Origin of the sequence: Mycolicibacterium insubricum (assembly GCF_010731615.1) — a bacterium.
Taxonomy (GTDB): domain Bacteria; phylum Actinomycetota; class Actinomycetes; order Mycobacteriales; family Mycobacteriaceae; genus Mycobacterium; species Mycobacterium insubricum.
Map to the genome: position 1 here is coordinate 3,403,875 of NZ_AP022618.1, position 22,748 is coordinate 3,426,622.

The 22,748-nt window shown below is 68.2% G+C and carries 15 protein-coding genes; 10 read left to right on the top strand and 5 right to left on the bottom strand.

Annotation, left to right across the window (positions count from 1 at the left end):
• Window positions 1-62 precede the first annotated feature (62 nt).
• Window positions 63-1,130 carry an NAD(P)H-dependent amine dehydrogenase family protein gene (locus G6N16_RS16075; RefSeq protein ID WP_083028894.1) on the bottom strand — a complete coding sequence of 356 codons (1,068 nt, stop codon included), beginning with the start codon at window positions 1,128-1,130 and terminating at the stop codon, window positions 63-65.
• A 76-nt stretch (window positions 1,131-1,206) separates the two neighbouring features.
• Between G6N16_RS16075 and G6N16_RS16080 the strand changes: the two genes are divergently transcribed.
• The 4 genes from G6N16_RS16080 (at window position 1,207) to G6N16_RS16095 (ending at window position 6,722) form a co-directional block, all read left to right on the top strand.
• The gene (locus G6N16_RS16080) at window positions 1,207-2,826 is read left to right on the top strand and encodes a PE-PPE domain-containing protein (protein ID WP_083028893.1); all 1,620 of its coding nucleotides are present in this window, start codon (window positions 1,207-1,209) and stop codon (window positions 2,824-2,826) included.
• A 78-nt stretch (window positions 2,827-2,904) separates the two neighbouring features.
• The gene (locus G6N16_RS16085) at window positions 2,905-4,587 is read left to right on the top strand and encodes a serine/threonine-protein kinase (protein ID WP_083028892.1); all 1,683 of its coding nucleotides are present in this window, start codon (window positions 2,905-2,907) and stop codon (window positions 4,585-4,587) included.
• A 97-nt stretch (window positions 4,588-4,684) separates the two neighbouring features.
• Complete coding sequence (locus G6N16_RS16090) at window positions 4,685-5,467, top strand: serine hydrolase (RefSeq protein ID WP_083028891.1); 783 nt, start codon at window positions 4,685-4,687, stop codon at window positions 5,465-5,467.
• Between the two features lie 196 nt (window positions 5,468-5,663).
• On the top strand, window positions 5,664-6,722 hold the full coding sequence (locus G6N16_RS16095; protein ID WP_234805689.1) for an esterase family protein: 1,059 nt from the start codon (window positions 5,664-5,666) through the stop codon (window positions 6,720-6,722).
• A gap of 1 nt (window position 6,723) precedes the next feature.
• Here G6N16_RS16095 and G6N16_RS16100 read toward each other — a convergent pair whose 3' ends face one another.
• Window positions 6,724-7,953 carry a cytochrome P450 gene (locus tag G6N16_RS16100; RefSeq protein WP_083028889.1) on the bottom strand — a complete coding sequence of 410 codons (1,230 nt, stop codon included), beginning with the start codon at window positions 7,951-7,953 and terminating at the stop codon, window positions 6,724-6,726.
• 202 nt (window positions 7,954-8,155) lie between these two features.
• Between G6N16_RS16100 and G6N16_RS16105 the strand changes: the two genes are divergently transcribed.
• The gene (locus tag G6N16_RS16105) at window positions 8,156-8,710 is read left to right on the top strand and encodes a TetR/AcrR family transcriptional regulator (RefSeq protein ID WP_083028888.1); all 555 of its coding nucleotides are present in this window, start codon (window positions 8,156-8,158) and stop codon (window positions 8,708-8,710) included.
• Between the two features lie 24 nt (window positions 8,711-8,734).
• On the opposite strand, the gene G6N16_RS16110 is transcribed toward G6N16_RS16105, so the two are convergent.
• Window positions 8,735-10,348 carry a serine/threonine protein kinase gene (locus G6N16_RS16110; RefSeq protein ID WP_083028887.1) on the bottom strand — a complete coding sequence of 538 codons (1,614 nt, stop codon included), beginning with the start codon at window positions 10,346-10,348 and terminating at the stop codon, window positions 8,735-8,737.
• A 115-nt stretch (window positions 10,349-10,463) separates the two neighbouring features.
• On the opposite strand from G6N16_RS16110, the gene G6N16_RS16115 reads away from it, so the two are divergent.
• Entirely contained in the window at window positions 10,464-12,968 is a 2,505-nt protein-coding gene (locus G6N16_RS16115; RefSeq protein ID WP_083028929.1) for a glycogen/starch/alpha-glucan phosphorylase, read from the top strand.
• Window positions 12,965-14,389 (top strand): NCS2 family permease, encoded by a 1,425-nt coding sequence (locus G6N16_RS16120; RefSeq protein ID WP_234805685.1) that lies wholly within the window; start codon window positions 12,965-12,967, stop codon window positions 14,387-14,389. The genes G6N16_RS16115 and G6N16_RS16120 overlap by 4 nt, the downstream gene beginning before the upstream one ends.
• Before the next feature lie 16 nt (window positions 14,390-14,405).
• Here G6N16_RS16120 and stpK7 read toward each other — a convergent pair whose 3' ends face one another.
• A complete protein-coding gene (gene stpK7, locus G6N16_RS16125) occupies window positions 14,406-16,160 on the bottom strand; it encodes a serine/threonine protein kinase StpK7 (RefSeq protein ID WP_083028886.1) in 1,755 nt (584 codons plus the stop codon).
• A gap of 150 nt (window positions 16,161-16,310) precedes the next feature.
• Here stpK7 and G6N16_RS16130 point away from each other — a divergent pair, with 150 nt between their 5' ends.
• The 3 genes from G6N16_RS16130 (at window position 16,311) to G6N16_RS16140 (ending at window position 21,679) form a co-directional block, all read left to right on the top strand.
• Window positions 16,311-17,966 carry an SLC13 family permease gene (locus G6N16_RS16130; RefSeq protein WP_083028928.1) on the top strand — a complete coding sequence of 552 codons (1,656 nt, stop codon included), beginning with the start codon at window positions 16,311-16,313 and terminating at the stop codon, window positions 17,964-17,966.
• A 112-nt stretch (window positions 17,967-18,078) separates the two neighbouring features.
• Window positions 18,079-18,672: a cutinase family protein gene (locus tag G6N16_RS16135; protein ID WP_407663698.1), complete on the top strand. Its 594-nt coding sequence runs from the start codon at window positions 18,079-18,081 to the stop codon at window positions 18,670-18,672.
• A 121-nt stretch (window positions 18,673-18,793) separates the two neighbouring features.
• The gene (locus G6N16_RS16140; protein WP_083028884.1) at window positions 18,794-21,679 is read left to right on the top strand and encodes an MMPL/RND family transporter; all 2,886 of its coding nucleotides are present in this window, start codon (window positions 18,794-18,796) and stop codon (window positions 21,677-21,679) included.
• A 10-nt stretch (window positions 21,680-21,689) separates the two neighbouring features.
• Here the strand turns inward: G6N16_RS16140 and G6N16_RS16145 are convergent, their stop codons facing one another.
• Window positions 21,690-22,727 carry an LLM class F420-dependent oxidoreductase gene (locus tag G6N16_RS16145; protein WP_083028883.1) on the bottom strand — a complete coding sequence of 346 codons (1,038 nt, stop codon included), beginning with the start codon at window positions 22,725-22,727 and terminating at the stop codon, window positions 21,690-21,692.
• Between the last annotated feature and the right edge of the window lie 21 nt (window positions 22,728-22,748).

The window sequence follows — 22,748 nt, forward strand, 5'->3', positions numbered from 1 at the left end:
CAAGTAATTAGTTCCACGAACCTTTCGTTGGGTTTCTCGGCGGGCGGCGCGCAAGCGTTACATCACCGGATGGTGCCGGTCCCCGGGATCAGCGGCAGGTCCAGCGCGGTGACCCAGCCGGGCGGCAGATCGTTGACGGCAGGCACCGCGTTGAGTGCCCGCAGCCCCGTGGCCAGGCAGCCCGCCGTCGCGGCGTCGCGACCGGACCCGTCGGTGAACCGGAACGCGGTCTCCTGCGAAATGCTGGGGGTGCCGTCGATGTCGACGCGGTAGACATCGTCCTGGGTGCCCGACGGCCAGTCCGGCGCGGCGTCGCGGCCGATGCGGTTGACGTGCTCGATCTGGATGCGGGTTTCGCCCCGGTAGACACCGTTGATGGTGAACCGGACGGCCGCGACCCGGCCGGGTTCGATCACGCCCTTGACGGTCCGGCGCGGGGTATCGGTGACCCACTTGTCCCAGGTGGTGGTGATCTCGTCGAGCTCGATCCCGGCGGCGTGGGCGATCATCGGGACCGTCGCACCCCAGGCCATGATCAGGATGTCACGGTGTTCGAGCAGCGGACGGTAGTCGGGCTCGCACCCGATGCCCATCTCGAACTCGTAGTCGCCCTCGTAGTTGGTGTAGTCGAGCAGTTCCGAGGCGCGGACCCGGCGCACCCGCGAGCACAGGCCCATCAGGGTCATCGGGAACAGGTCGTTGGCGAAGCCGGGATCGATGCCGGTGGTGAAGCAGGACGCGCCGCCCTCGGCGCAGGCCTGGGTGATGGGCTCGATCCAGCCCGGCGGGTTCAGCGACATGGCCGGCCACACCCACGGCGTCATGGCGGTGGAGCACACGTCGATGCCGGCCCGCAGGAAACGGCCGATGACCTCGATGTTGGCGTCGGCGTGCGCAGCGGTGGGCCCGTAGTGCACCAGCGCGTCGGGCCGCAGCGCGATGAGCGCGTCGATGTCCCGGGTGGCGGTGATGCCCAGGGGTTCCAGGCCGCAGATCTCGCCGGCGTCGCGACCATCCTTGTCCGCGCTGCTGACCCCGACGCCGACCAGCTCGAATCCGGGGTGGTCGACGATCTCCGCGATCACCATCTTGCCGACGAACCCGGTACCCCAGACCACCACTCGTTTCATGGCGTCACCATAAGCGCCCGGGGCGGCCGTGCCGTAGCATTCCCGCTGGGTCCGGGGAGATTCTGGGGATTTGGTCATGGGTAACCGAGCAGGCGGCCGACACCGCGCGCAGCCGGTCCGACGGGCTCGCCGCGTTCTCCCCACTGGCCAGGTCCGCCGGGCAACGGGCCTGCCGGTCGCGGGCATCGCCGTCGCCGGGGCGACCATGCTCGCCCTGACGCCGGGGCTGGCGCCGGTTGCGCAGGCCGCGGACACGACGCGGACCGTCAGCGCGGATGCCCGGTTGGCCGGGAACGTGTACTACCTGCGCGGGACGAATATCGGCAACGAGCCCACCGACAACCAGTACGTGGACTTCGTCGATAGGGTGCTGACCGGCACGAACATCGGTGGTGTCGCGGATGATGGCGGCAAGATCAACTATCCCGCCAGCATTTGGCCCGTGTCCAAGGGTTACTTCAACGACCCGAAATGGAACGACTCGGTCGCCGAGGGCGTCGACAATCTCGGCGAAAAGCACCCAACAACCGGCGACGTGGTTTTCGGCTTCTCACAGGGCGCCGTCGTCGCGTCCAAATACAAGGCGGACCATCCCAGCACCGCGGCCAATCCCGGCCCGACATACGTCCTGGTCGAGAACCCCAGCCGACCCAATGGCGGCGTCATGGCGCGCTTCGCCGGGCTGACGGTACCGATCATGGACCTCACCTTCAGCGGCGCGACGCCGGTGGGAGACGAAACTTCGCCGAGCAAGACGATCGACGTCGCCCGTCAGTACGACGGATGGGCCGACTTCCCGACCTATCCGCTGAACCTGCTGGCCACCGCGAACGCCATCATGGGCATCGTGCTGGTGCACGGTAAGACCCAGACCGAGCTGACCGACCAGAACCTCGTCGACGCCAAGGGCAACGGCACGGACAGCATGTACTACCAGCAGCACGGCGACACCACCTACTACCTGATCCGCACCGACACCCTCCCGCTGCTCATGCCGGTCGCGGCGATCTCCCCGCAGCTGGCCGCCGCGCTGGACCCGCCGCTGCGGGCGCTGATCGAAACCGGTTACGACCGAACCGATTACAGCAAGCCGACCACGGCCCAATTGTTCCCGTCGCTGAGCGCACTGCAGAAGTCCCTGGACAACACCGCCACCGACGCCGACGTCATCGCGGGCAACGCCTCCGGCGCGGAGAAGCTCAGCGCGCAGGCAACCGGTTCGGTCGCCGGTGCCATCGCCACCGCGCTCAAGCCGCTGACCCCGCAAACGACGACCACCACGACCAACCAGCTGCTCCGCAAGAGCGGGCCCGCCGAAGCCGCCGCGGTCTCCAACACCGACGACCTGACGGACGGCCCCGCCGACCCCGAGAAGCCCACACCCGCCAAGCAGTTCACGCTGCCGCAGCTCAAGGCCGGCCAGTTCACCCTGCCGAAGCTCAAGCCCACCACCGCGAGCCGCCTCTTCACGGCGAAGCCGAAGCCCGAGGCCGCACCCGCCGTCAAGCCCGAGAACGAAACCGAGCGCCAGGCGCAGCAGCCCAACCAGAGCCAGTACTCGGCCAACGACACCACCGATCACCGGGCGTCCGGGTTCGGTCGGCACCGCAAGGGCACCGGCGATGAGTCGGCGGGCTCGAACGCACGGACCCATGCGGATCACAAGGACCGCAAGGACAACGGCGCCAGCTCCTAGCGGTCGGCGCATTCCGGCGGCGATCAGCCGTCGATAGTGATTCACTCATGTCAATGAGATCTGGAGGGGGCGACGAGCGTGTCTGCGGGAACCTCACGGGCCGGTAGCCGGTTCGGGAAGTATGAGCTGGTCGCGCTGCTGGGCCGAGGCGGGATGGGCGAGGTGTACGAGGCCCGCGACACCGAGAAGGACCGCACCGTCGCGCTGAAGATCCTCTCCGAGCAGTACACCCAGGACGCCGAGTTCCGTCAGCGATTCACCCGGGAGGCGCACGCCGCCGCCAAGGTCGAGGACCCGCACGTCATCCCCATTCACGACTGGGGCGAGATCGACGGCAACCTGTACATCGACATGCGCCTGGTCAAGGGCGATGACCTGCACGCGATCCTGACCCGCGGGCCGATGGCACCCGAGCGCTCGGTGAACGTCATCGGCCAGGTCGCCGGGGCGCTCGACGCCGCGCACGCCGCGGGCCTCATCCACCGCGACGTCAAGCCCGCCAACATCGTGCTCACCGCCGACGATTTCGCCTATCTGCTCGACTTCGGTATCGCCGAGGGAGCCGGTGAATCGCACCTGACCCAGACCGGGATGACCGTCGGCTCGTTCGCCTATATCGCGCCCGAACGCCTGTCCGGGGAAGAGGCCACCGCTGCCGTCGACATCTACGCACTGGCCTGCGTCCTGCATGAAACCCTCACCGGCGCAAGACCGTTCGGTGATGGCACCGCGCAGCAGCAGCTCACCGCGCACCTGACCAAGCCGCCGCCACGGCCCAGCCTGGTCAATCCCGCGGTACCCGCGGCGATGGACGCGGTCATCGCGCGCGGCATGGCCAAGGAGCCCGGCGACCGCTACTCCACCGCCGCCGGGCTGGCCCGCGCCGCCGCGGACGCCCTGCGCGCGCCGGTCGAGGAAGCGCCCTCCCCGACCCGGCAGGCCGGTACCGGCGACTGGTTCAACGCACTGCACACGCCCGGTCCCGACGATCCGCCCGTCTCCTCGGGCGCACCCGTGGGCTACGGCCCCACGCACTCGACCGGGCCACGGCCGCAGCAGCCGCCGCAACCCACACCGCCACCGAGTGGACCCGTCCCCTACCCGCCGCAGCAGAGCGGGCCCTCGGGGTACCAGACCGGGCCAACGCCCTACTACGCCCCGCCGATGAGTAGCGCCGGACCGGCCTACCCGCCGCCGGCCGCGCCTCCGGTGATGGCCCAGCCCACCGGCGGCAACAACAAGCCCTGGCTGATCCCGGTACTGATCGCCGTCGCGGTGATCGCCGTGGTGCTCGGCGGCATCGGCATCGTCGTCGGCATGTCCGACAACGGCTCGGATACCGCGACCGCACCCACCACCAGCCGCGGCCGGTCCACCGAGACCGGTAGCTACGCCAGCCCCACCTCCAGCGTTCCCACCCGCCCGGCCGCGCTGCCGCCGGGGGTGCACGGCGCCGACAGCCTGGGCAACTCCTGCGACGCCGGATTCAGCCACGGCAGTTCGACGGAGTTCGGCAGCCGGGCGGTACGCGGTACCGACGGCACCAGCTGCACCTTCGCCCGCAACATCCTCGACGCCTACTGGGCGGCGGGCACCCCCGACTCCGGCCGCCGGACACTGAGCGTTCCGGGTGCGGTCCTCTGCAAACCCGCCTCGCAGCGCTGCAACGGCAGCAATTTCGTCGTGGAATGCTTCAAACTGTCCACCGATGACTGGATCACCTGCGAGGGAGGCACGTTAGCGCGTGTCTACATCTACTAGACGCGCGTGCCGTCGGCTGCGCGCCGCCGCGTCCGCCGTCGCGGTCCTGATGACGTTAACCGGTTGTACCGCAGTCAAACACGGTGAGGCGACGCGTATGCCCGGCGTCGAGGTGCCCGCCGAAACCCCCGCCCCGGAGACCACCGAACCGGCTGCCCCGGCCGCGCTGGCCGACAGCTTCGCGGGCCTGGACCTGCCCGGCGGTCAAGTCGGAATCGCGGTCACCGACGGCACGACGACGTTGACCTTCGGCGACTGGACCCGCGGCCCGGCCTGGTCGACGATCAAGGTGCCGCTGTCGATCGCCGCGGTCCGGCACGCGCAGCAGTCGCAGTCCGATGCCCCCGGCGCCGACATCGCCTCGGCCATCACCCAATCCGACAACGCCGCCGCCGACCGGTTGTGGAACGGGCTCGGCGGCGGCGAGCAGGCCGCCCAGGCCGTGCAGCAGGTCCTCGCCGATGCGGGTGACAGCGAAACCGTCGTACAACCCTGGCAGGTCCGCCCGCCGTTCAGCCCGTTCGGGCAGACCGACTGGCCGCTGAGTCAGGCCGCCCGGCTGGCCTTCGAGCTGCCCTGCCTGGCGGGCTCGGAATCGGTGCTGACGCAGATGCGTCAACTCGGCGGAAATCAGCAGTGGGGCCTGGCCGTCGATGACGGCGTCGCCGCCAAGGGCGGTTGGGGTCCGGACACCTCGGGTGGCTACCTGGTGCGACAGGTGGCATTGATACCCAGCGGGGAAGCCACCATCGGGGTGGCGATGGCCGCCTATCCGGCCAACGGCAGCTTCGACACCGGCACCTCGATGCTCACCGCCCTGGGTCGCTGGCTCGACGAGCACCGCGCCGAGCTGCCCGCCGGGACCTGCAAGCCTCGATAATCGCCCCCGGACCCTGCGGGTCACGACTTCCAAATGGGTTGGTAACAACGCAATCACGGCGCGCGCCGTGAACCGGTCTCTCGATCCTCCGCTGCTAGCTTCACCAGCGATGAGCGCGTCGAGGAGGTCAGCTGTGATCGGCACTATCGCACGGCGCTGCGCGCGGACGGCGGCCTCGGCGGTGGCCACCGTCGCGATGCTGGCGGCCATTCCCACACCGACCGCCGCCGCGTTTTCCCGCGAAGGGCTGCCGGTGGAGACCCTCAACGTGCCGTCGCCGTCGATGGGCCGCGACATCAAGATCCAGTTCCAGAACGGCGGCTCGCATTCGGTGCTGCTGCTCGACGGCCTGCGCGCCCAGGACGATTTCAACGGCTGGGACATCAACACCGCGGCGTTCGAGTGGTTCTACAAGTCGGGACTGTCGGTGATCATGCCGGTCGGCGGCCAGTCCAGCTTCTACACCGACTGGTATGAGCCGGCCAAGGGCAACGCGGGCACCTTCACCTACAAGTGGGAGACGTTCCTGACCCAGGAGCTGCCGACCTGGATGGCCGCGCACAAGAACCAGGACGCGCTGGGCAATGCGGTGGTCGGGGTGTCGATGGCCGGTGGCGCCGCGCTGACGCTGGCCACCTGGCACCCCCAGCAGTTCCTGTTCGCGTCGGCACTGTCGGGGTTCCTCAACCCGTCGCAGGGCCTGTGGCCCACGCTGATCGGCGTGGCGATGAACGACGCGGGCGGGTTCAATCCGCGCAATATGTGGGGTCCGAGCAGCGACCCGGCCTGGCAACGCAACGACCCGATGGTCAACATCCCGCGGCTGGTCGCCAACGGCACCGCCCTGTGGGTGTACTGCGGCAACGGCACCATGGCCGAGTTCGACACCGGTGGCGACTTCGGGCTCAACTTCTCCGCGTCCTACCTGGAGAACATCACCATCTCCACCAACAAGGAGTTCCAGCAGCGCTATGTCGCCGCCGGCGGCCGCAACGCCGTCTTCAACTTCCCGTCCAACGGCACGCACAACTGGGGCTACTGGGGTTCGCAGCTGCAGCAGATGAAACCGGAGATCCTCAAGGTGCTCCGGGTCGGCGAATACGCCCCGCCGCCCACGCCGACACCTGCGCCGGTCGCCGTCGACCCTGCGACCGGAGCCGCGGCCACCGGCGCGGCACCCGCGGCAGCACCGGCGGCTGCTGCCCCCGCGGCAGCACCGGCCGCCGTTGCTCCGGCGCCGGTACCGACCCGGTAGGTCAGCGGGTCTGCAGGGTCAGTCGCTCCAGCCGGCGGACCAGGATGCTGGGCAACCACTGTCCGACGTCGACGGCATCGACCCAGTTGGTGTTCTCGATCAGGTGACCCAGGACGATTCGGGCCTCCAACCGGGCCAGCGACGCGCCGACGCAGAAGTGCACGCCCTTGCCGAAGGTGATGTGCGCCTTTCCATTAGCACGATCGAGCCGGAATTCCTCCGGGGATTCGAACTGCGCCGGATCGTGGTTCGCCGCGCCCCACAGCAGCAGCAGGTGAGAACCCGCCGGAATGTCCACCCCGCAGAGCGCCGTGTCGCGCCAGACATGCCGGTAGTGCCCCCGGAAGGGCGCCTCGAAACGCAGGGTCTCCTCGATGAACGGCCCCAGCAGAGCTGGGTCTTCGCGTACCCGCCGTTGAACGTCGGGCTCGGTGGCCAGAATCCACGCTGCGCTGCCCAGCAGGGACGCGGTGGACTCACCGGCGGCGCTGAACAGCGTCAGCATCATGCCCATCGCTGTGATCTGCTCCAGCTCGCCCGAGGCGTACCTCTGTGCCATATCGGCGATCAGGCCGGAACCCCGTGTCGCCACGCCGGGTTCACCCGTCGCCTTCTCGAAGTTCTCCATCACATAGCCGGCCAGCTCCATCGCGGCGGCGCCCGCGGCGGCGATCTGCTCCGAATCGACGATGCCGTCGAGCAGGGTGGTCGTCGCGTAGCCCAGCCGGATGAGGTCGTCGACGTCGGTGTCGGGTAGCCCGAGCAGCCCGGCCACCACCATCATCGGCAGCCGGTTGGCGACGGCACTCATCCACTCAATCCTGTTGTCATGCAGGTTCTCCACCCACAGACGTTCGACGGTAGCGGCGGCGAACTCCTCGATGACCTGCACGCGCCGCGCCGACAGATGCGGTAGCAGGATCTTGCGGTGCACGGCGTGCACCGGATCGTCCGCGGTGGCCAGCGAGTGGATGGACCCGCCCGGCTCCCCCATCGACAGTGCCGTCACCGAGCCGTCGGCGTTGAAGACCATGGTCGCGGTGAGGTTCGACGAGAAGTCGTCCACCCGGGTGACCGCATCGACCACCGCGTCCCAGCCGCACACCGCGTAGAACTCGGAATCACCGACGCGGTGCACGGGCGCCTCCGCGCGCATCCGGGCGTACAGCGGATACGGGTCCTGGATGGCGTCGGCGCCGAAGAAGCTCCGGGGGTCCGCCAGCACTGTCATCCGCCCAGGCTGTCCCGGACGAGTGCACGGGTCAAGGACTGAGCAGAATATTGATCATCACACCGACGTGATCTCGGGGCAGTAATTCTCACCGCACCCGTCTGGACTGCAGTTTCTTCACTCACGGTAAGGCAATCGGTTCTCACTGTGAGAATCTGACCGCCTAAGGTGTGAGCTTCGAGACCAACCGCCGGGAGGGTGCATGGCGAAGCGGCAGGATTGGCTGATCGGCGGAGACCGGAGAACCGAAGCGGTGGAACGGATCTTCGCCGCGGCCGCACAGCTCGTCTCCCAGCAGGGGTTCGACGCATTCACCATCGAGGCGTTGTCGACGAAGGCGCACTGCTCGCCCGCCACGATCTACCGGCATGTCGGCGGCAAGGCCGTGATCACCGAAGGTCTGTTGCAGCGACTTTCCGCGCGCATCGTGGAGCGGGTTTCGAAGGCGATCGAGGGTCTGAACGGTTCCGAGCGGGTCGTCACAGCCCTGGTCGTCGCTCTGGATCACATTCGCTCCGAGCCACTCGGCCCGGCGGCGATGGGCACCATCAGGCCGGACCGGGACAACAGCTGGCTGACGGCGTCGCCGCTGGTCGCCGGGCTTGCCGAGCACATGATGGGACGCTCCGATCCGTTGGCTGCGCAGTGGCTGATCCGAGTCACGCTGGCCCTGTGGTACTTCCCGATGAAAGATCGGGATGCCGAGTACGAGCTGGTGGCCCGCTTCGTCGGCCCGGGATTCTGCCCGGAAGCCTGACCGCGGCCGGCGGTGCATACAGGCTCAGCAGGTGATGGGGATCTTCGGGTCGCTGGTGTAGTCCAGGAACTTGCCGTATTTGCCCGGGCCGGCGGCCCGGACCGCGGTACACAGCTCAGACATGCTGCGCCCGCCGTAGCGGTACACCGCATAGATGGCGTTGCCTTTGTCGTCGACCGGCCGCAACGACGGGCAGGCTTGGTCGGTACGCAGGTACGACGCACCCGGGTACTGCGCCAAGGCTGAGGAGATCTCCTGCGCGTACTGCCCAGGGGTGACCGCGTTGTACAGCACGACGATGCCCTGGCCGTCGCACTCCGGGCGGGTCATCGGGGTGCTCAGCCCGAGGTCGCCGGGCACCACGGTGGGCGTCGGCGGCGCGGCGACGGTCTCCGAGGTCGGCACCACCGGCGCCGCGGCCAGGGTGCCAGTTCCCGAGGTCGACGGGGCGGTGCGGGTCCGGGTGGTGGCCACCGGGGTCTCGTCGTGATCGCCCCAGATCCGCGTGCCGGCCCAGATCCCCGCCGCCACCAGTGCCAGCACCACGGCGACGGCGCCGACCAGAAGGCCGGTGCGCGGTCCCGACGGCGGCGGGACCGGCGCCATCGGGTACTGCCCCATCGGGCCGGATCCCATCGGTCCGGATCCCATCGGAGGCCCGATCGGCCCGGAAGGCATAGTGCCGGACGGTATGGCGGCGGGGCCCGTCGGCGGCGGGCCGACCGGCGGCGTCGGCGTCCATTGCGGTGTGCCCACCGAGACCGGTGCTTCGGTGGGGATCAGCGCGGTCGGTGCCGGTGGCGGCTCGGCGGCACCGGCGCGCAGGGCCGCGGCGAATGCCGCGCAGCTCTCGAACCGTTCACCGGGCTCCTTGGCCATCCCCCGGGCCAGCACCGGGTCCAGCCCGGCCAGCTCGGGGTGCACGTCGGACACCCGCGGCGGTGGCGCCGACAGATGCCGCCCGATCACCACCGCCGGGTTCGAATCGGCGAACGGCTTCACCCCGGTCAACAGGTTGTAGGCGGTGGCCGCCAACGCGTACTGATCGGCCCGCCCGTCCAGCGCCGACCCGGTCAACTGCTCGGGCGCCGCGTAATTCACCGTACCCAGGGTGAAGTTGGTGGCCGTCAGACCTGCCGTGTCCTCCATACCCCGGGCGATGCCGAAATCGGCGAGCAGCACCCGCCGCTTGCCGCCCTGGTCGGCGATCAGCAGATTCGCCGGTTTGACGTCGCGGTGCAGCAACCCGCTGTCATGCGCGAAATCGAGCGCTCCCGCAATGGCGTCGATGATCTCCACGGCATCGTCGACCGGCAAGCCGCCGGGGTGGGACTCCAGCAGGCTGTCGGCGTCGGCACCGTCGACGTAGTCCATCGAGATCCACAATTGACCGTCGTGCTCACCGCGATCGTGCACACCGACGACGTGCGCATGCCACAGCCCCGCTGCCAGATCGGCCTCCCGGACGAACCGCGCCCGGTACTCCTGGTCGGCCGACAGCGCCACCGGCAGGACCTTGAGCGCGTCGCGACGGTTCAGCCGCGGATGCTGCGCCAGGTACACCTCGCCCATTCCGCCCGAACCCAGCGACGCCACAATCGTGTAGCCGGCGAACTCGTCCCCCTCGGTCAACCGCATGACGGCATGGTACGGCGCCGCCGGTGGCCGGTCGTGGCGAGCATTGGTGCTGCAGAACCGTCGGGGCGGTGTTAGCTTCCGGTCGGACGCATTGACCGCCGGCCTAAGGATGACGATGAGCGACGTTATGGACGATCTCGGCGAAGACGAACAGCGCAGCCCGACGGGCCTGTCCCGCACCGGCATGACGGCGCACGCACTGCGGACCGCCATCGCCGATCATCTGCTGTACTCCATCGCCAGCCCCCCGGCGATCCTGACCACCCAGCACTACTACCACGCGCTCGCGCTGGCCATCCGGGACCGGATGCAAGCCCGGTGGATGTCCACCGTGCAGACCGGCCTGAGCCAGGGCCTCAAGGCGGTCTGCTACCTGTCCGCGGAGTTCCTGATGGGGCCGCAGCTGGGCAACAACCTGATCAACCTGCAGATCGAGGACGAGGCGCGGGAGGCGCTGGCCGACCTCGGTCAGGACTTCGACGAGGTGCTGGCCTGCGAGGAAGAACCCGGCCTGGGCAATGGTGGTCTCGGCCGGCTGGCGGCCTGTTATCTGGATTCGCTGGCGACACTGCAGCGCCCATCGGTCGGCTACGGCATCCGCTACGAATTCGGCATCTTCGACCAGCAGATCCAAGAGGGCTGGCAGATCGAGAAGACCGACAACTGGCTGGTTCGCGGAAATCCCTGGGAGATCGCCAAGCCCGACTCGACCCACGATGTCTTCTGGCGCGGACACACCGAGAAATACGTCGACGTCGCCGGGCATTTCCGGGTGCGCTGGGTGCCCGGGCAGGTGATCAAGGGCGTCGCCTACGACACCCCGATCCAGGGCTACGACGTCATCAACTGCAACCACCTGCGCCTGTGGAGCGCCCGGGCCATCGAATCCTTCGCCCTGGACGCGTTCAACACCGGCGACTACTACAAGGCCGTCGAAGAGGAAGTCCACGCCGAGACCGTCACCAAGGTGCTCTACCCCAACGACGAGCCCGACATCGGCAAGCGCCTGCGGCTGCTGCAGCAATACTTCTTCGTCACCTGCTCGCTGCAGGACATCATCCACATCCAGATCGACGTCGCCGGGCTGCCGCTGCGCGAGCTGCCGAACAACTGGGCCGTCCAGCTCAACGACACCCATCCCTCCATCGCGGTGGCCGAGCTGATGCGCCTGCTCGTCGACGTGCACCACCTCGACTGGCACGAGGCCTGGAAGATCACCGTGGCCACCTTCGGCTACACCAACCACACCCTGCTGCCCGAGGCCCTGGAGACCTGGCCGCTGAGCCTGTTCGGTGAGTCGCTGCCGCGGCACCTGGAGATCATCTACGAGATCAACCAGCATTTCCTGGAGCAGGTCCGCGACCGTTTCCCCGGCGACGAGGACCGGGTGCGCCGGATGTCGCTGATCGACGAGAGCGGCGGCAAGAGCGTGCGGATGGCGTACCTGGCCACGGTCGGCAGCCATGCCGTCAACGGTGTGGCCGAGCTACATTCGGAGTTGCTCAAAGCCAGTGTGCTCAAAGACTTCTACGAGATGTGGCCGGAGCGGTTCGGCAACATCACCAACGGGGTGACGCCGCGGCGCTTCCTGGCCCTGTCCAACCACGGGCTGCGGGAACTGTTCGACGACACCATCGGCGACGGCTGGCTGACCGACCTGGGCAAGCTGCGCGAGTTGGAGAACTACGTCGAGGACGACGAGTTCCGCCGCCGCTGGCGGATGGTCAAGCGCGCCAACAAGGCCCGGCTGGCCGAGTACGTGCACGCCACCACCGGCATCGAACTCGATCCGTCCTGGCTGTTCGACATCCAGGTGAAACGGATCCACGAGTACAAGCGCCAGCATCTCAACGTGCTGCACATCATCACCCTGTACCACCGGCTGAAGACCCAGCGCCGATTGTCAATCCCGCCGCGGGCCTTCATCTTCGGCGGCAAGGCCGCGCCCGGCTACCACATGGCGAAGCGGATCATCAAGTTGATCAACGCCGTCGGCGAGACGATCAACAACGACCCCGACGTCAACCGGTTCCTGCGGGTCGCGTTCCTGCCGAACTTCAACGTGCAGAACGCGCATCTGATCTACCCGGCGGCCAACCTGTCCGAGCAGATCTCCACCGCCGGCAAGGAGGCCTCCGGCACCGGCAACATGAAGTTCATGATGAATGGCGCGTTGACCATCGGTACGCTCGACGGCGCCAACGTCGAGATCCGCGAGGAGGCCGGACCGGAGAACTTCTTCCTGTTCGGGCTGACCGTGGAGGAGGTCGAGCACCTGCAGGCGACCGGCTACCGGCCCGCCGACTACATCGAGCGCAACCCCGAACTCACCGCGGCGCTGCAGCTGATCGCCGACGGGACATTCACCCACGGCGACACCGAAATCCTTCGGCCGCTGTTGGATTCGCTGGTGTTCCATGATCCGTTCCTGGTGCTGGCGGACTACGCGTCCTACATCGAATGCCAGGACCGGGTGGACCAGGCGTGGAAGGACCGCGACACCTGGTCGAGGATGTCGATCCTCAACGCCGCCCGCAGCGGCAAGTTCTCCTCGGACCGGTCCATCCGCGAATACTGCGACCAGATCTGGAATGTTCCGCCGATGAACGTGCGCACTTGAGCGACGGGATCGGCACCCGGCTGGACCGGTTCTTCGAGGTAACCGCCCGCGGCTCGACGGTCGGCACCGAATTGCGCGGCGGGCTGGTCACGTTCATCGCGATGGCCTACATCCTGGTGCTCAATCCGATCATCCTGTCCTCGGCCGCCGACGTCGACGGACACCGGCTGGGCTTCGCGCAGGTCTCCGCGGTCACCGCACTCGCCGCGGGTGTGATGACCGTGGTCTTCGCGGTGGTGGCCCGGCTGCCGTTCGCATTCGCCGCCGGCCTGGGCATCAACTCGTTTCTTGCCAGCTCGGTGGTGGGATCGCTGACCTGGGCCGAGGCGATGGGCCTGGTGGTCGTCAACGGTCTGATCATCGTGGCGATGGCGGCCACCGGTGTCCGCAAGATGGTGTTCGACGCCGTCCCGATTCAACTCAAGCTGGCGATCACCGCCGGCATCGGACTGTTCATCCTGTTTATCGGCCTGGTCAATGCCGGCTTCGTCGCCGCGACCGGAAGTCCCTCTCCCCCAGTCGGACTCGGACCGCAGGGAGCCGGGTCGATCAACGGTGCGCCGACCGCGGTGTTCATCGTGACGCTGCTGGTGACCGGGGTGCTGATCGTGCGCAAGGTGCGCGGCGCGATCCTGATCGGACTGGTGACCGGCACCGTGCTGGCGGTGGCCGTCGAGGCGATCTGGCATCTCGGTCCGGCGAACGAGCACCCGGGCGGGTGGCGGCTGTCGGTGCCGTCGCTGTCGGGTTCACCGGTCGCGGTGCCCGACCTGTCGCTGCTCGGCGACGTCAGCTTCGGCGGGTTCGGCCGGATCGGCGCACTGGCCGCGCTGATGCTGGTGTTCACCCTGGTCTTCACCAACTTCTTCGACGCCATGGGCACGTTCACCGGGCTGTCGCGCCAGGCGGGTCTGGCCGATGTCGACGGCAACTTCCCGCGCCTGCAGTCCGCGCTGGTCATCGAGGGCACCGGCGCCGTCGTCGGCGGCCTGGCCTCGGCGTCGTCGAACACGGTGTTCGTCGAGTCCGGTTCGGGTATCGGCGAGGGCGCCCGCACCGGGCTGGCCGGCATCACCACCGGGCTGCTGTTCCTGTCCGCGATGTTCCTGACCCCGGTGGCCGAGATCGTGCCGTCGGAGGTTGCCGCGGCGGCCCTGGTGGTGGTCGGCGCGATGATGGCCGGCAACCTGCGCGACATCGACCTGTCCGATTTCTCGGTCGCCCTGCCGGTGGTGCTGACCGTGGCGGTGATGCCGCTGAGCTACTCGATCGCCAACGGCATCGGGGTCGGATTCGTGTCCTGGGTGGTGATCCGGTCGGCGGCGGGCCGGGCGCGTGAAATCAACCCGCTGCTGTGGGTGGTCGCGGCCGGCTTCCTGCTGTTCTTCGTGCGCGATTCGCTGGGGACCCTGTTCGGCTGACGCCCGGGCGGGGAACTCAGCGCGGCGCCGCGTCGACCATCGCGCGTTGCACCATCCAGGTCTCCATCCCCCACTTCTTGGCGATGTCGCGGTAGGCCCCGGTGTCGATCAGATGCTGCAGCGCCTTCTGCAGCGATTCGGTCAGCGTCGAACCCTTCGCAACGGCCCAGCCGTAGGGCACCCGGTCGAAGGTCTCACCGGCTGCCTCCAGGCTGCCGTGGCTGAGCCCGATCGCGTAGCCGGTGACCGGCGCGTCGGCCGACATCGCGTCGATGCGCCCGTCCAGCAGGGCGGCGGTCACCTCGTTCTGGGCGTCGAAGTTCACCACATCGACCGCCGGCAGGCCCGCGGCCACGCACGCCGCGCTCTTGGCGGGCAGTTCGGCACTGAGCTGCAGTCCGCTGGTCGCGCCCACCCGCAGGCCGCACGGTTGCGCCGGGTCCACCGCCGATCCGGTCCGGCGCGCCCACAGCGTGCCCGACCGCAGGTAGCCGACCATCCGCACCTGCCGCTCCCGCTCCCGGGTGTCGGCGATCGAGGAGGCTCCGACGTCGAGGTCGCCGTCGACGACACCGGTCACGATGGCGTCGAATTCGGTTTCCCGGTAGTGCGGTTTCAGGTTCAGCGTGTCGGCGATCGCGTTCATCAGGTCGATGTCGAATCCCTGGAGCCGGCCGTCGGCACCGCGAAACTCGTTGGGCGCGTAAGGCACATTGACGCCGATCACCAGGGTGCCGCGGTCCTTGATGTCCTGTGGAACCCCGGCGGCGATGGACGCGAGAGTGTCCCCGGGCGCCGGCGCGGGCGATTGGGCAGACCGGTCGCGCCACACCCACCAGCCGGTGACCGCGCCGACGAGGATCAGCAGCGCGGCGGCAGCGAACGCCAACCGTTTGGGAGTCACGGTTCGCGTCGGCATCGGTGCCGAGTGCCGACCCGAACCCGCGCGCACCGGGACGGCCAGCGCCTTGCGCGCGGCCTCGCCGAGTGCCGCACCGGTCTGGTAGCGCCGTTCGGGGTTCTTGGCCATCCCCTTGGCGACGACCTCGTCGAAGGCCGCCAGCCGGGGCCGGTTCGCCGACGGTTTGGGCGCCGCGTGGCGCACGTGCGCCGACAGCTGCGCTTCCAGACTGTCGCCCTGGAAGGGACGCTCCCCGGTCAGGCACTCGTAGAAGACGGCGGCCAGCGCATAGATGTCCGAGCGCGGATCGGTGACCGTGTTGTCGAATCGTTCGGGCGCCATGTAGGCCAACGTCCCGAGGGTGCTGCCGGCCGTCGTCAACCCGGAGTCCCGGGCACCGCGGGCCAGCCCGAAGTCGATCAGGTACGCAAAATCGCTGCCGGTGACCAGGATGTTCGACGGTTTGACGTCGCGGTGGGTGATGCCCTCGGCGTGCGCGGCGTCCAGCGCCGCACCGATCTGCTCGACGATGCGCACACAGCGTTCCGGGGGCAGGCCCGTCGGCCCGTCCTCGGTGATCACCGTGTCCAGCGTTCGCCCCTCCACCAGGCGCATGTCGAGATACAGCCGGCCGTCGACGTCGCCGTAGCCGTGGATCGGGACCACGTGCGGTTCGGTGATCGCGGCCACCGCGTGCGCCTCGCGGCGGAAACGCTGCTGGAACGCCTCGTCCTCGGCAAGCTCCGGCGGCAACAGCTTGAGTGCCACCTCGCGATCCGTGCGGGTGTCGTAGGCGCGGTACACCTCGCCCATCCCGCCGCGACCCAGCCGCTCCCGCAGCTCATAGTGGCCAAACGGTCTGGCTTCCACCCCGATCTCCTCGCTACCCCATGCGTGGATCTGAAGCTACAACACCGGGGTGGACATCGGCGGTCGACGCGCTCCGGCCGGCGGCGGTGCGAGGACACGGTCTGGTCAACAGGGGAACCGCCGTCGCACCGGTGGTCAATAATGCACGCCATGGCCATCCTGGCGGCGATCATCGTCATCCTCACCCTGGTGGCGATGGCAAGCGGCCGGGTCCAGCCGGTGCTCGCGTTGATCACCGGGCTGGTGGTCGCCGGGCTGGTCGGGATCGCCACGCCCACCGAGCTGTTCGGCGGGCTGAGCAACGGCGGCGTGATCACGATCGCGGCAATGCTGGTGATCGCCAAGGGCGTACTGCACACCGGGGTGATCTCCCGGGTCACCTACCGGCTGCTCAACGGGGTGGACAGCTCCCGGCACGCGCTGCTGCGGCTCATCCCACCGGTCGGAACCATTTCGGCGCTGATCAACACCACCCCGATCGTGGCGATGCTGATCCCGGCGACCCGGGAACTGGAGCAGCAGTCCGGGGTGCCGGCCCGCAGCGTGCTGTTGCCGATCGCGCACGCCACCACCCTGGCCGGGTCGGCGACGCTGATCGGCACCAGTTCCAACCTGCTGATCGCCGGGCTGGCCGCCCCCCAGGTGCACATGTCGATGTTCTCCTTCGCGCCGATCGCGGTCCCGGTGGCGCTGGTCGGCTGGGTGGTGCTGGTGGTCACCAGCCGCCCGATGCTGCGCGGCACCCCGCACCGCCACCAGCCCGAGCTGTCCTGGCGCGCGGAGATCCCGATCGCCTCCGGCGCCATCGCCGTCGGCCACACCGCGGCCGAGGTGGGCGTGTCCACCACCCCGGAGTTCGAACTCGTCGAGGTGCAGCGCTGGGGCCGCAGCATCCCCGACAACGAGGTGCTGGAGAGCGGCGACGTGCTGGTCTACCGGGCCAGCGAGTCCGGTGTACGGATGTTGTGGGCCAGTCCGCGCTTCGGCCAGTCACCGCAGCACCTCTACATGGTGTCGATCGCCACCGACGAGCAGGCCACCATCCGCGACCTCGAGGAGGACGAGGACGTCGAGGTGATCGCCGCCGAGACCGACGAGCTGCTGCGCGACACGCCGGCACGCCCCGGGGAGATGTGCATGGTGACCGCCCGCTCGGTCGACGTGCTGGAGAACCATCCGCTGGTCGGCCTGTGGCAGAAGGTGTCCGACAAGGCACCCGAAACCGGCAAGACCTGGGTGGCGTTGAGCATCCTGGCGGCGGTCATCGTCGCGGGGTCGATGGGCCTGGCCCCCATCGAACTGGCCGCGACCACCGGCGCGGCCCTGATGGTGATCACCCGGGTGCTGACGCCCCGATCCGCGGTTCGGGCCCTGAACTGGCAAATCCTGACGATCATCGCGGGCTCGGTCGGGCTCGGGGTGATCGTCGTCAAGAGCGGACTGGGCAACTACATCAGCGACGGGTTGCTGGCCATCGGACAGGGCAATATCGCCGTGGAGGTGGCCGCGATTGCGATCGCCACCACCGTGCTGACCAATTTCGTCACCAACGCCGCCGCGGCGGCCATCCTGACCCCGATGGCCCTGGTGGTCGCCGACAAGATGCAGATGGACCCGGTCATGCTGCTGGCCCTGATCGGAACCTGCATCTCGTTCACCTTCCTCAACCCCTACAGCCACCAGTCCAACCTGATGGTGCTCAAACCCGGTCGCTACACCAACGGGACGTTTTTCCGGTTCGGTCTGCCGCTGACCGTGGTGTGCCTGGCGACGGTGATCGGCATCGGATACCTATTACTGTCCTGACCTGCGGTTTCGCGTCGCCGGTTCGTCGCTGTCCGGCGAGCTGTGCGAGGATGCCCTAATGCTTTCTCGCCTGTCTCTCAGCGGCCTGCTCGCCGCCGCCGTACTGACCCCGCTGTCCGTGGCGGCCGCCCCGGCCGCAATCGCCGACGACTGCCCCCGCGCCGAGCTGGTGTTCGCCCGCGGTACCGCCGAAGCCCCCGGACTGGGCCTCGTCGGCGACGCGCTGGCCGCCGCACTGACCAACAAGGTTTCCGGCATGGGCACCTACGCGGTGAACTATCCGGCTAGCTACAACTTCCTGAACACCCAGAACGGCGCCAACGACGCCGCCGCGCACATCGCGTGGATGGCGGATAACTGCCCGAACACCAAGATCGTGCTGGGCGGCTATTCGCAGGGCGCCGCCGCGATGTCGATGCTGGCCGGGGTTCCGCCGGTGGGTGAGCGGATCGGCATGTTCGGTTCGGCCCCGGCACTGGCGCCGGATCTGGCCAACAACGTCGCCGCGGTGGCGGTGTTCGGCAACCCGGGCCGTCGCTTCGGTGAGCCGCTGTCGTCCAACGGTCAGTTCGCCGGCCGCACCATCGACCTGTGCAGCCCGGGTGACCCGATCTGCTCCGACGGCCGGGACCGCTCGGCGCACAGCAACTACGAGCAGTCGCCGTACCCGCAGCAGGCCGCCAGCTTCATCGCCGCTCGCGTCTGATCCGGTCTGCCCGTCCCGCCGACGACGGCGGAACCACCGGCGCGCCGGGGTAGGTTAGGCTCTCGTAACGACCTCTAGATAGACTAGATACCTGCCGCGGGAGGAAGGAGCGCCGACGCCCGTGTCGGAGGCACCCCCGGCCGTTGACCAAGCGGCGCAGACCAATACGCACCGCGGCATCGGACGATTCCTGCGCCGCTACGCGGTGTTCGTCGTGCTCGCCTGGATCGGGTTGATCGCGGTCCTGTCCACCACCGTTCCGCAGCTCGAAGTGGTCGGCGAAATGCGTTCGGTGTCGATGAGCCCGGACAACGCCCCGTCGATGATCGCGATGAAGCGCATCGGCGTGGACTTCGACGAGTTCAAGTCCGACGCCTCGGCGATGATCGTGCTGGAAAGCAAGGACCCGCTCGGCGACGCCGCGCACCGCTACTACGACGAGATGGTCGCCCGGCTGCGCGCCGACACCGCCCACGTCGAGCACGTGCAGGACTTCTGGGGCGACCCGATTACCGCGGCCGGCGCCCAGAGCAACGACGGCCTGGCCACCTACGTGCAGGTGTATCTCAAGGGCAACATGGGTGAGGCCCTGGCCAACGAGTCCACCCACGCCGTCCAGGATCTGGTGCGCGATCTGCCCCGGCCCGACGGCCTCGACGTCTACGTGACCGGGGTGACGGCGCTGGCCGCCGACCAGCAGGTCGCCGGCACCAAGAGCGTGCGGATCATCGAGTTCACCACCTTCGGGGTGATCATCGGCATGCTGCTGTGGGTATACCGCTCGATTACCAGCGTGCTGGTGATGCTGTTCATGGTGATGCTGCTGTTGGCGGCTGCGCGCGGTGTCGTCGCCTTCCTGGGCTACCACGATCTGATCGGGCTCTCCACGTTCGCCACCCAACTGCTGGTGACGCTGGCCATCGCCGCGTCCACCGACTACGCGATCTTCTTCATCGGGCGCTATCAGGAGGCGCGGTCGGCCGGCGAGGACAAGGAGTCGGCCTACTACACGATGTTCCACGGCACCGCACACGTGGTGTTGGGCTCGGGTATGACGATCGCCGGCGCACTGTTCTGCCTGCACTTCACCAATCTCCCGTACTTCCAGACCCTCGGCATCCCCATCTCGGTCGGGATGACGGTGGCCGTGCTGGCCGCGCTGACCCTGGGGCCGGCCATCATCAGCATCGCCACCCGGTTCGGCAAGCTGCTGGAACCGCGGCGCGCCATGCGGATCCGGGAGTGGCGCCGCCTGGGTGCGGTGGTGGTGCGCTGGCCGGGCGCGGTGCTGCTGGCCACCATCGCGCTGTCACTGGTCGGCCTGCTGACCCTGCCCGGGTACCGGACCAACTACAACGACCGCAACTACCTGCCGAAGTCGTTGCCCGCCAACGAGGGATTCGCCGCGGCGGACCGGCATTTCTCCCCCGCCCGGATGAACCCGGAGATCCTGCTGATCGAGACCGATCACGACCTGCGCAATTCGGCGGACTTCCTGGTGCTGGAGAAGGTGGCCCGCACCGTGTTCCGGGTGCCGGGCATCGGCAGCGTGCAGGCGATCAGCCGGCCCGACGGCAAACCCATTGATTTCACCACTCTTCCGGCGATGATCAGCCGCAGCGGCGTGATGTCGGAGATGAACCGCAGCTATCAGGAGAAGGGCCTGGCGGACATGCTCACCCAGGCCCAGGACATGCAGACGACCATCGACACGATGGAGTCGATGGTGAAGCTGATGGGCGAGATGATCGGCACCATGAACTCCATGGTGACCAAGATGCACACCATGTTCGGTGACATCGACGATCTGCGGAATCACATCGCCGACTTCGAGGATTTCATCCGGCCGCTGCGCAACTATCTGCAGTGGGAGCCGCACTGCTACAACATCCCGATGTGCTGGTCGATCCGGTCGATCTTCGACGCGATCGACAAGATGGACCCGATGCTGGACACCTTCAATTCGATGATGTCCGACATGGACCGTCTGGTCATCCTGATGCCGCAGATGCTGGCGACGCTGCCGACGCAGATCGAGACCATGCGCTCGTCGAAAACCATGATGCTGCAGATGTATCAGGTGCAGAAGGGCATGCAGGATCAGGGCAACGCCATGTCCGACGGCCAGACGAAGATGGGTGACGCGTTCAACAAGGCGAAGAACGACGACTCGTTCTACGTGCCGCCGGAGATCTTCAACAACGCCGATTTCAAGCGCGGGATGAAGAGCTTCATCTCCCCCGACGGCAAGGCTGTGCGGTTCATCGTCTCCCACGACGCGGACCCGCTCACCGCCGATGGCATCAAGAACATCGATGCCATCAAGCAGGCCGCCCGCGAGGCGATGAAGGGCACCCCGTGGGAGGGCTCGAAGATCTATCTGGCCGGTACCGCCTCGGCGTTCAAAGACATGCAGGAGGGCAACAACTACGACCTGCTGATCGCCGGAATCGCCGCGCTGAGCCTGATTTTCATCATCATGCTGATCATCACCCGCTCGGTGATCGCAGCGGCGGTGATCGTGGGCACGGTGCTGGTATCGCTGGGCTCGTCGTTCGGCCTGTCGATCCTGTTGTGGCAGCACATCATCGGCATCGAGTTGCACTTCATGGTGATGGCGATGGCGGTGATCGTGCTGCTCGCCGTGGGTGCGGACTACAACCTGCTGCTGGTGGCCCGATTACGCGAGGAACTGCCCGCCGGTATCAACACCGCGATCATCCGGGCGATGGGCGGTTCCGGGTCGGTGGTCACCTCGGCCGGGTTGGTGTTCGCGTTCACCATGATCTCCATGTCGGTGAGCGCGATGACGGTGGTGGCCCAGGTGGGCACCACCATCGGGCTGGGCCTGCTGTTCGACACCCTGGTCATCCGTGCGTTCATGACACCGTCCATCGCGGCGCTGATGGGACGCTGGTTCTGGTGGCCGCAACTGGTGCGGCCCCGTCCCAAGCCCTCTCCCTGGCCGGAGGTGCCGACCAGGGACGAGGAACCGGCCGGGGTTTAGCGGGTACGGGTCAGCACAGCTCCCGTAGCTGCTCGATGAGCGCGACCCGCTCGGCCGGGGTCCCGGCCAGCGGCACGACGTTGAGCACGGTCACGCCGGCCTCCCGGTAGGCCGCCACCCGCTCCTTGACGAAGCCGAGCGGCCCGATCAGCGACACGTCGCGGACCAGATCGTCGGGCACCGCCTGCGCCGCGGCCTCCTTCTCCCCGGCCAGGTACAGCTCCTGGATGCGGTCGGCCGCCGCACCGTAGCCGTACCGGGTGGCCAGGTCGTGGTAGAAGTTCTTGCCGCGCGCACCCATGCCGCCGATGTAGAGCGCCAGGTGCGGTTTGATGAGTTCGCGCAGCGGCTCAACGTCCTCGCCGATGGCCAGGGCCGGCCCGGCGTAGACGTCCAGCGGTCCGAGTGCCGGGTCCCGTTTGGCGGTACCCGCGGCGAGCGCGTCGCCCCAGACGTCGCCCGCGCGCTCGGGCAGGTAGAAGATCGGCTGCCAGCCCTCGGCGATCTCCGCGGCGAGTTCGACGTTCTTGGGCCCGAGGGCGGCCAGCAGCACCGGAATGCGTTCCCGCACCGGCTGATTGATCAGCTTGAGCGGCTTGCCCAGGCCGGTGCCCCGGTCGGCCGGCAGCGGGATGGTGTAGTAGCGGCCGTCGTATTCCAGCGGTTCGCGCCGCCACACCCGCCGGCAGATGTCGACGACCTCGCGGGTGCGCCCGATCGGCGCGTCATACGGCACGCCGTGGAACCCTTCGATCACCTGCGGGCCGGACGCGCCCAGCCCCAGGATGTAGCGGCCGTCGGAAACGTAGTCCAGGCCGGCGGCCGTCATGGCGGTCAGCGTGGGGGTGCGGGTGTAGAGCTGCAGGATTCCCGAGGCCAGTTGCACCCGTTCGGTTTTCGCGGCCAGGTAGCCCAGCGCGCTGACCGCGTCGAAGGAGTATGCCTCGGGGACGAAGACGACGTCGAGGCCGGCGCGTTCCAGGTCGGCGACCTCGGCGGCAACCTCCTTGAATCCGCCCGCGTAGTTGATGCCCAGGCCGATTCGCATATCAGCTCTCCCTCTGTTGTG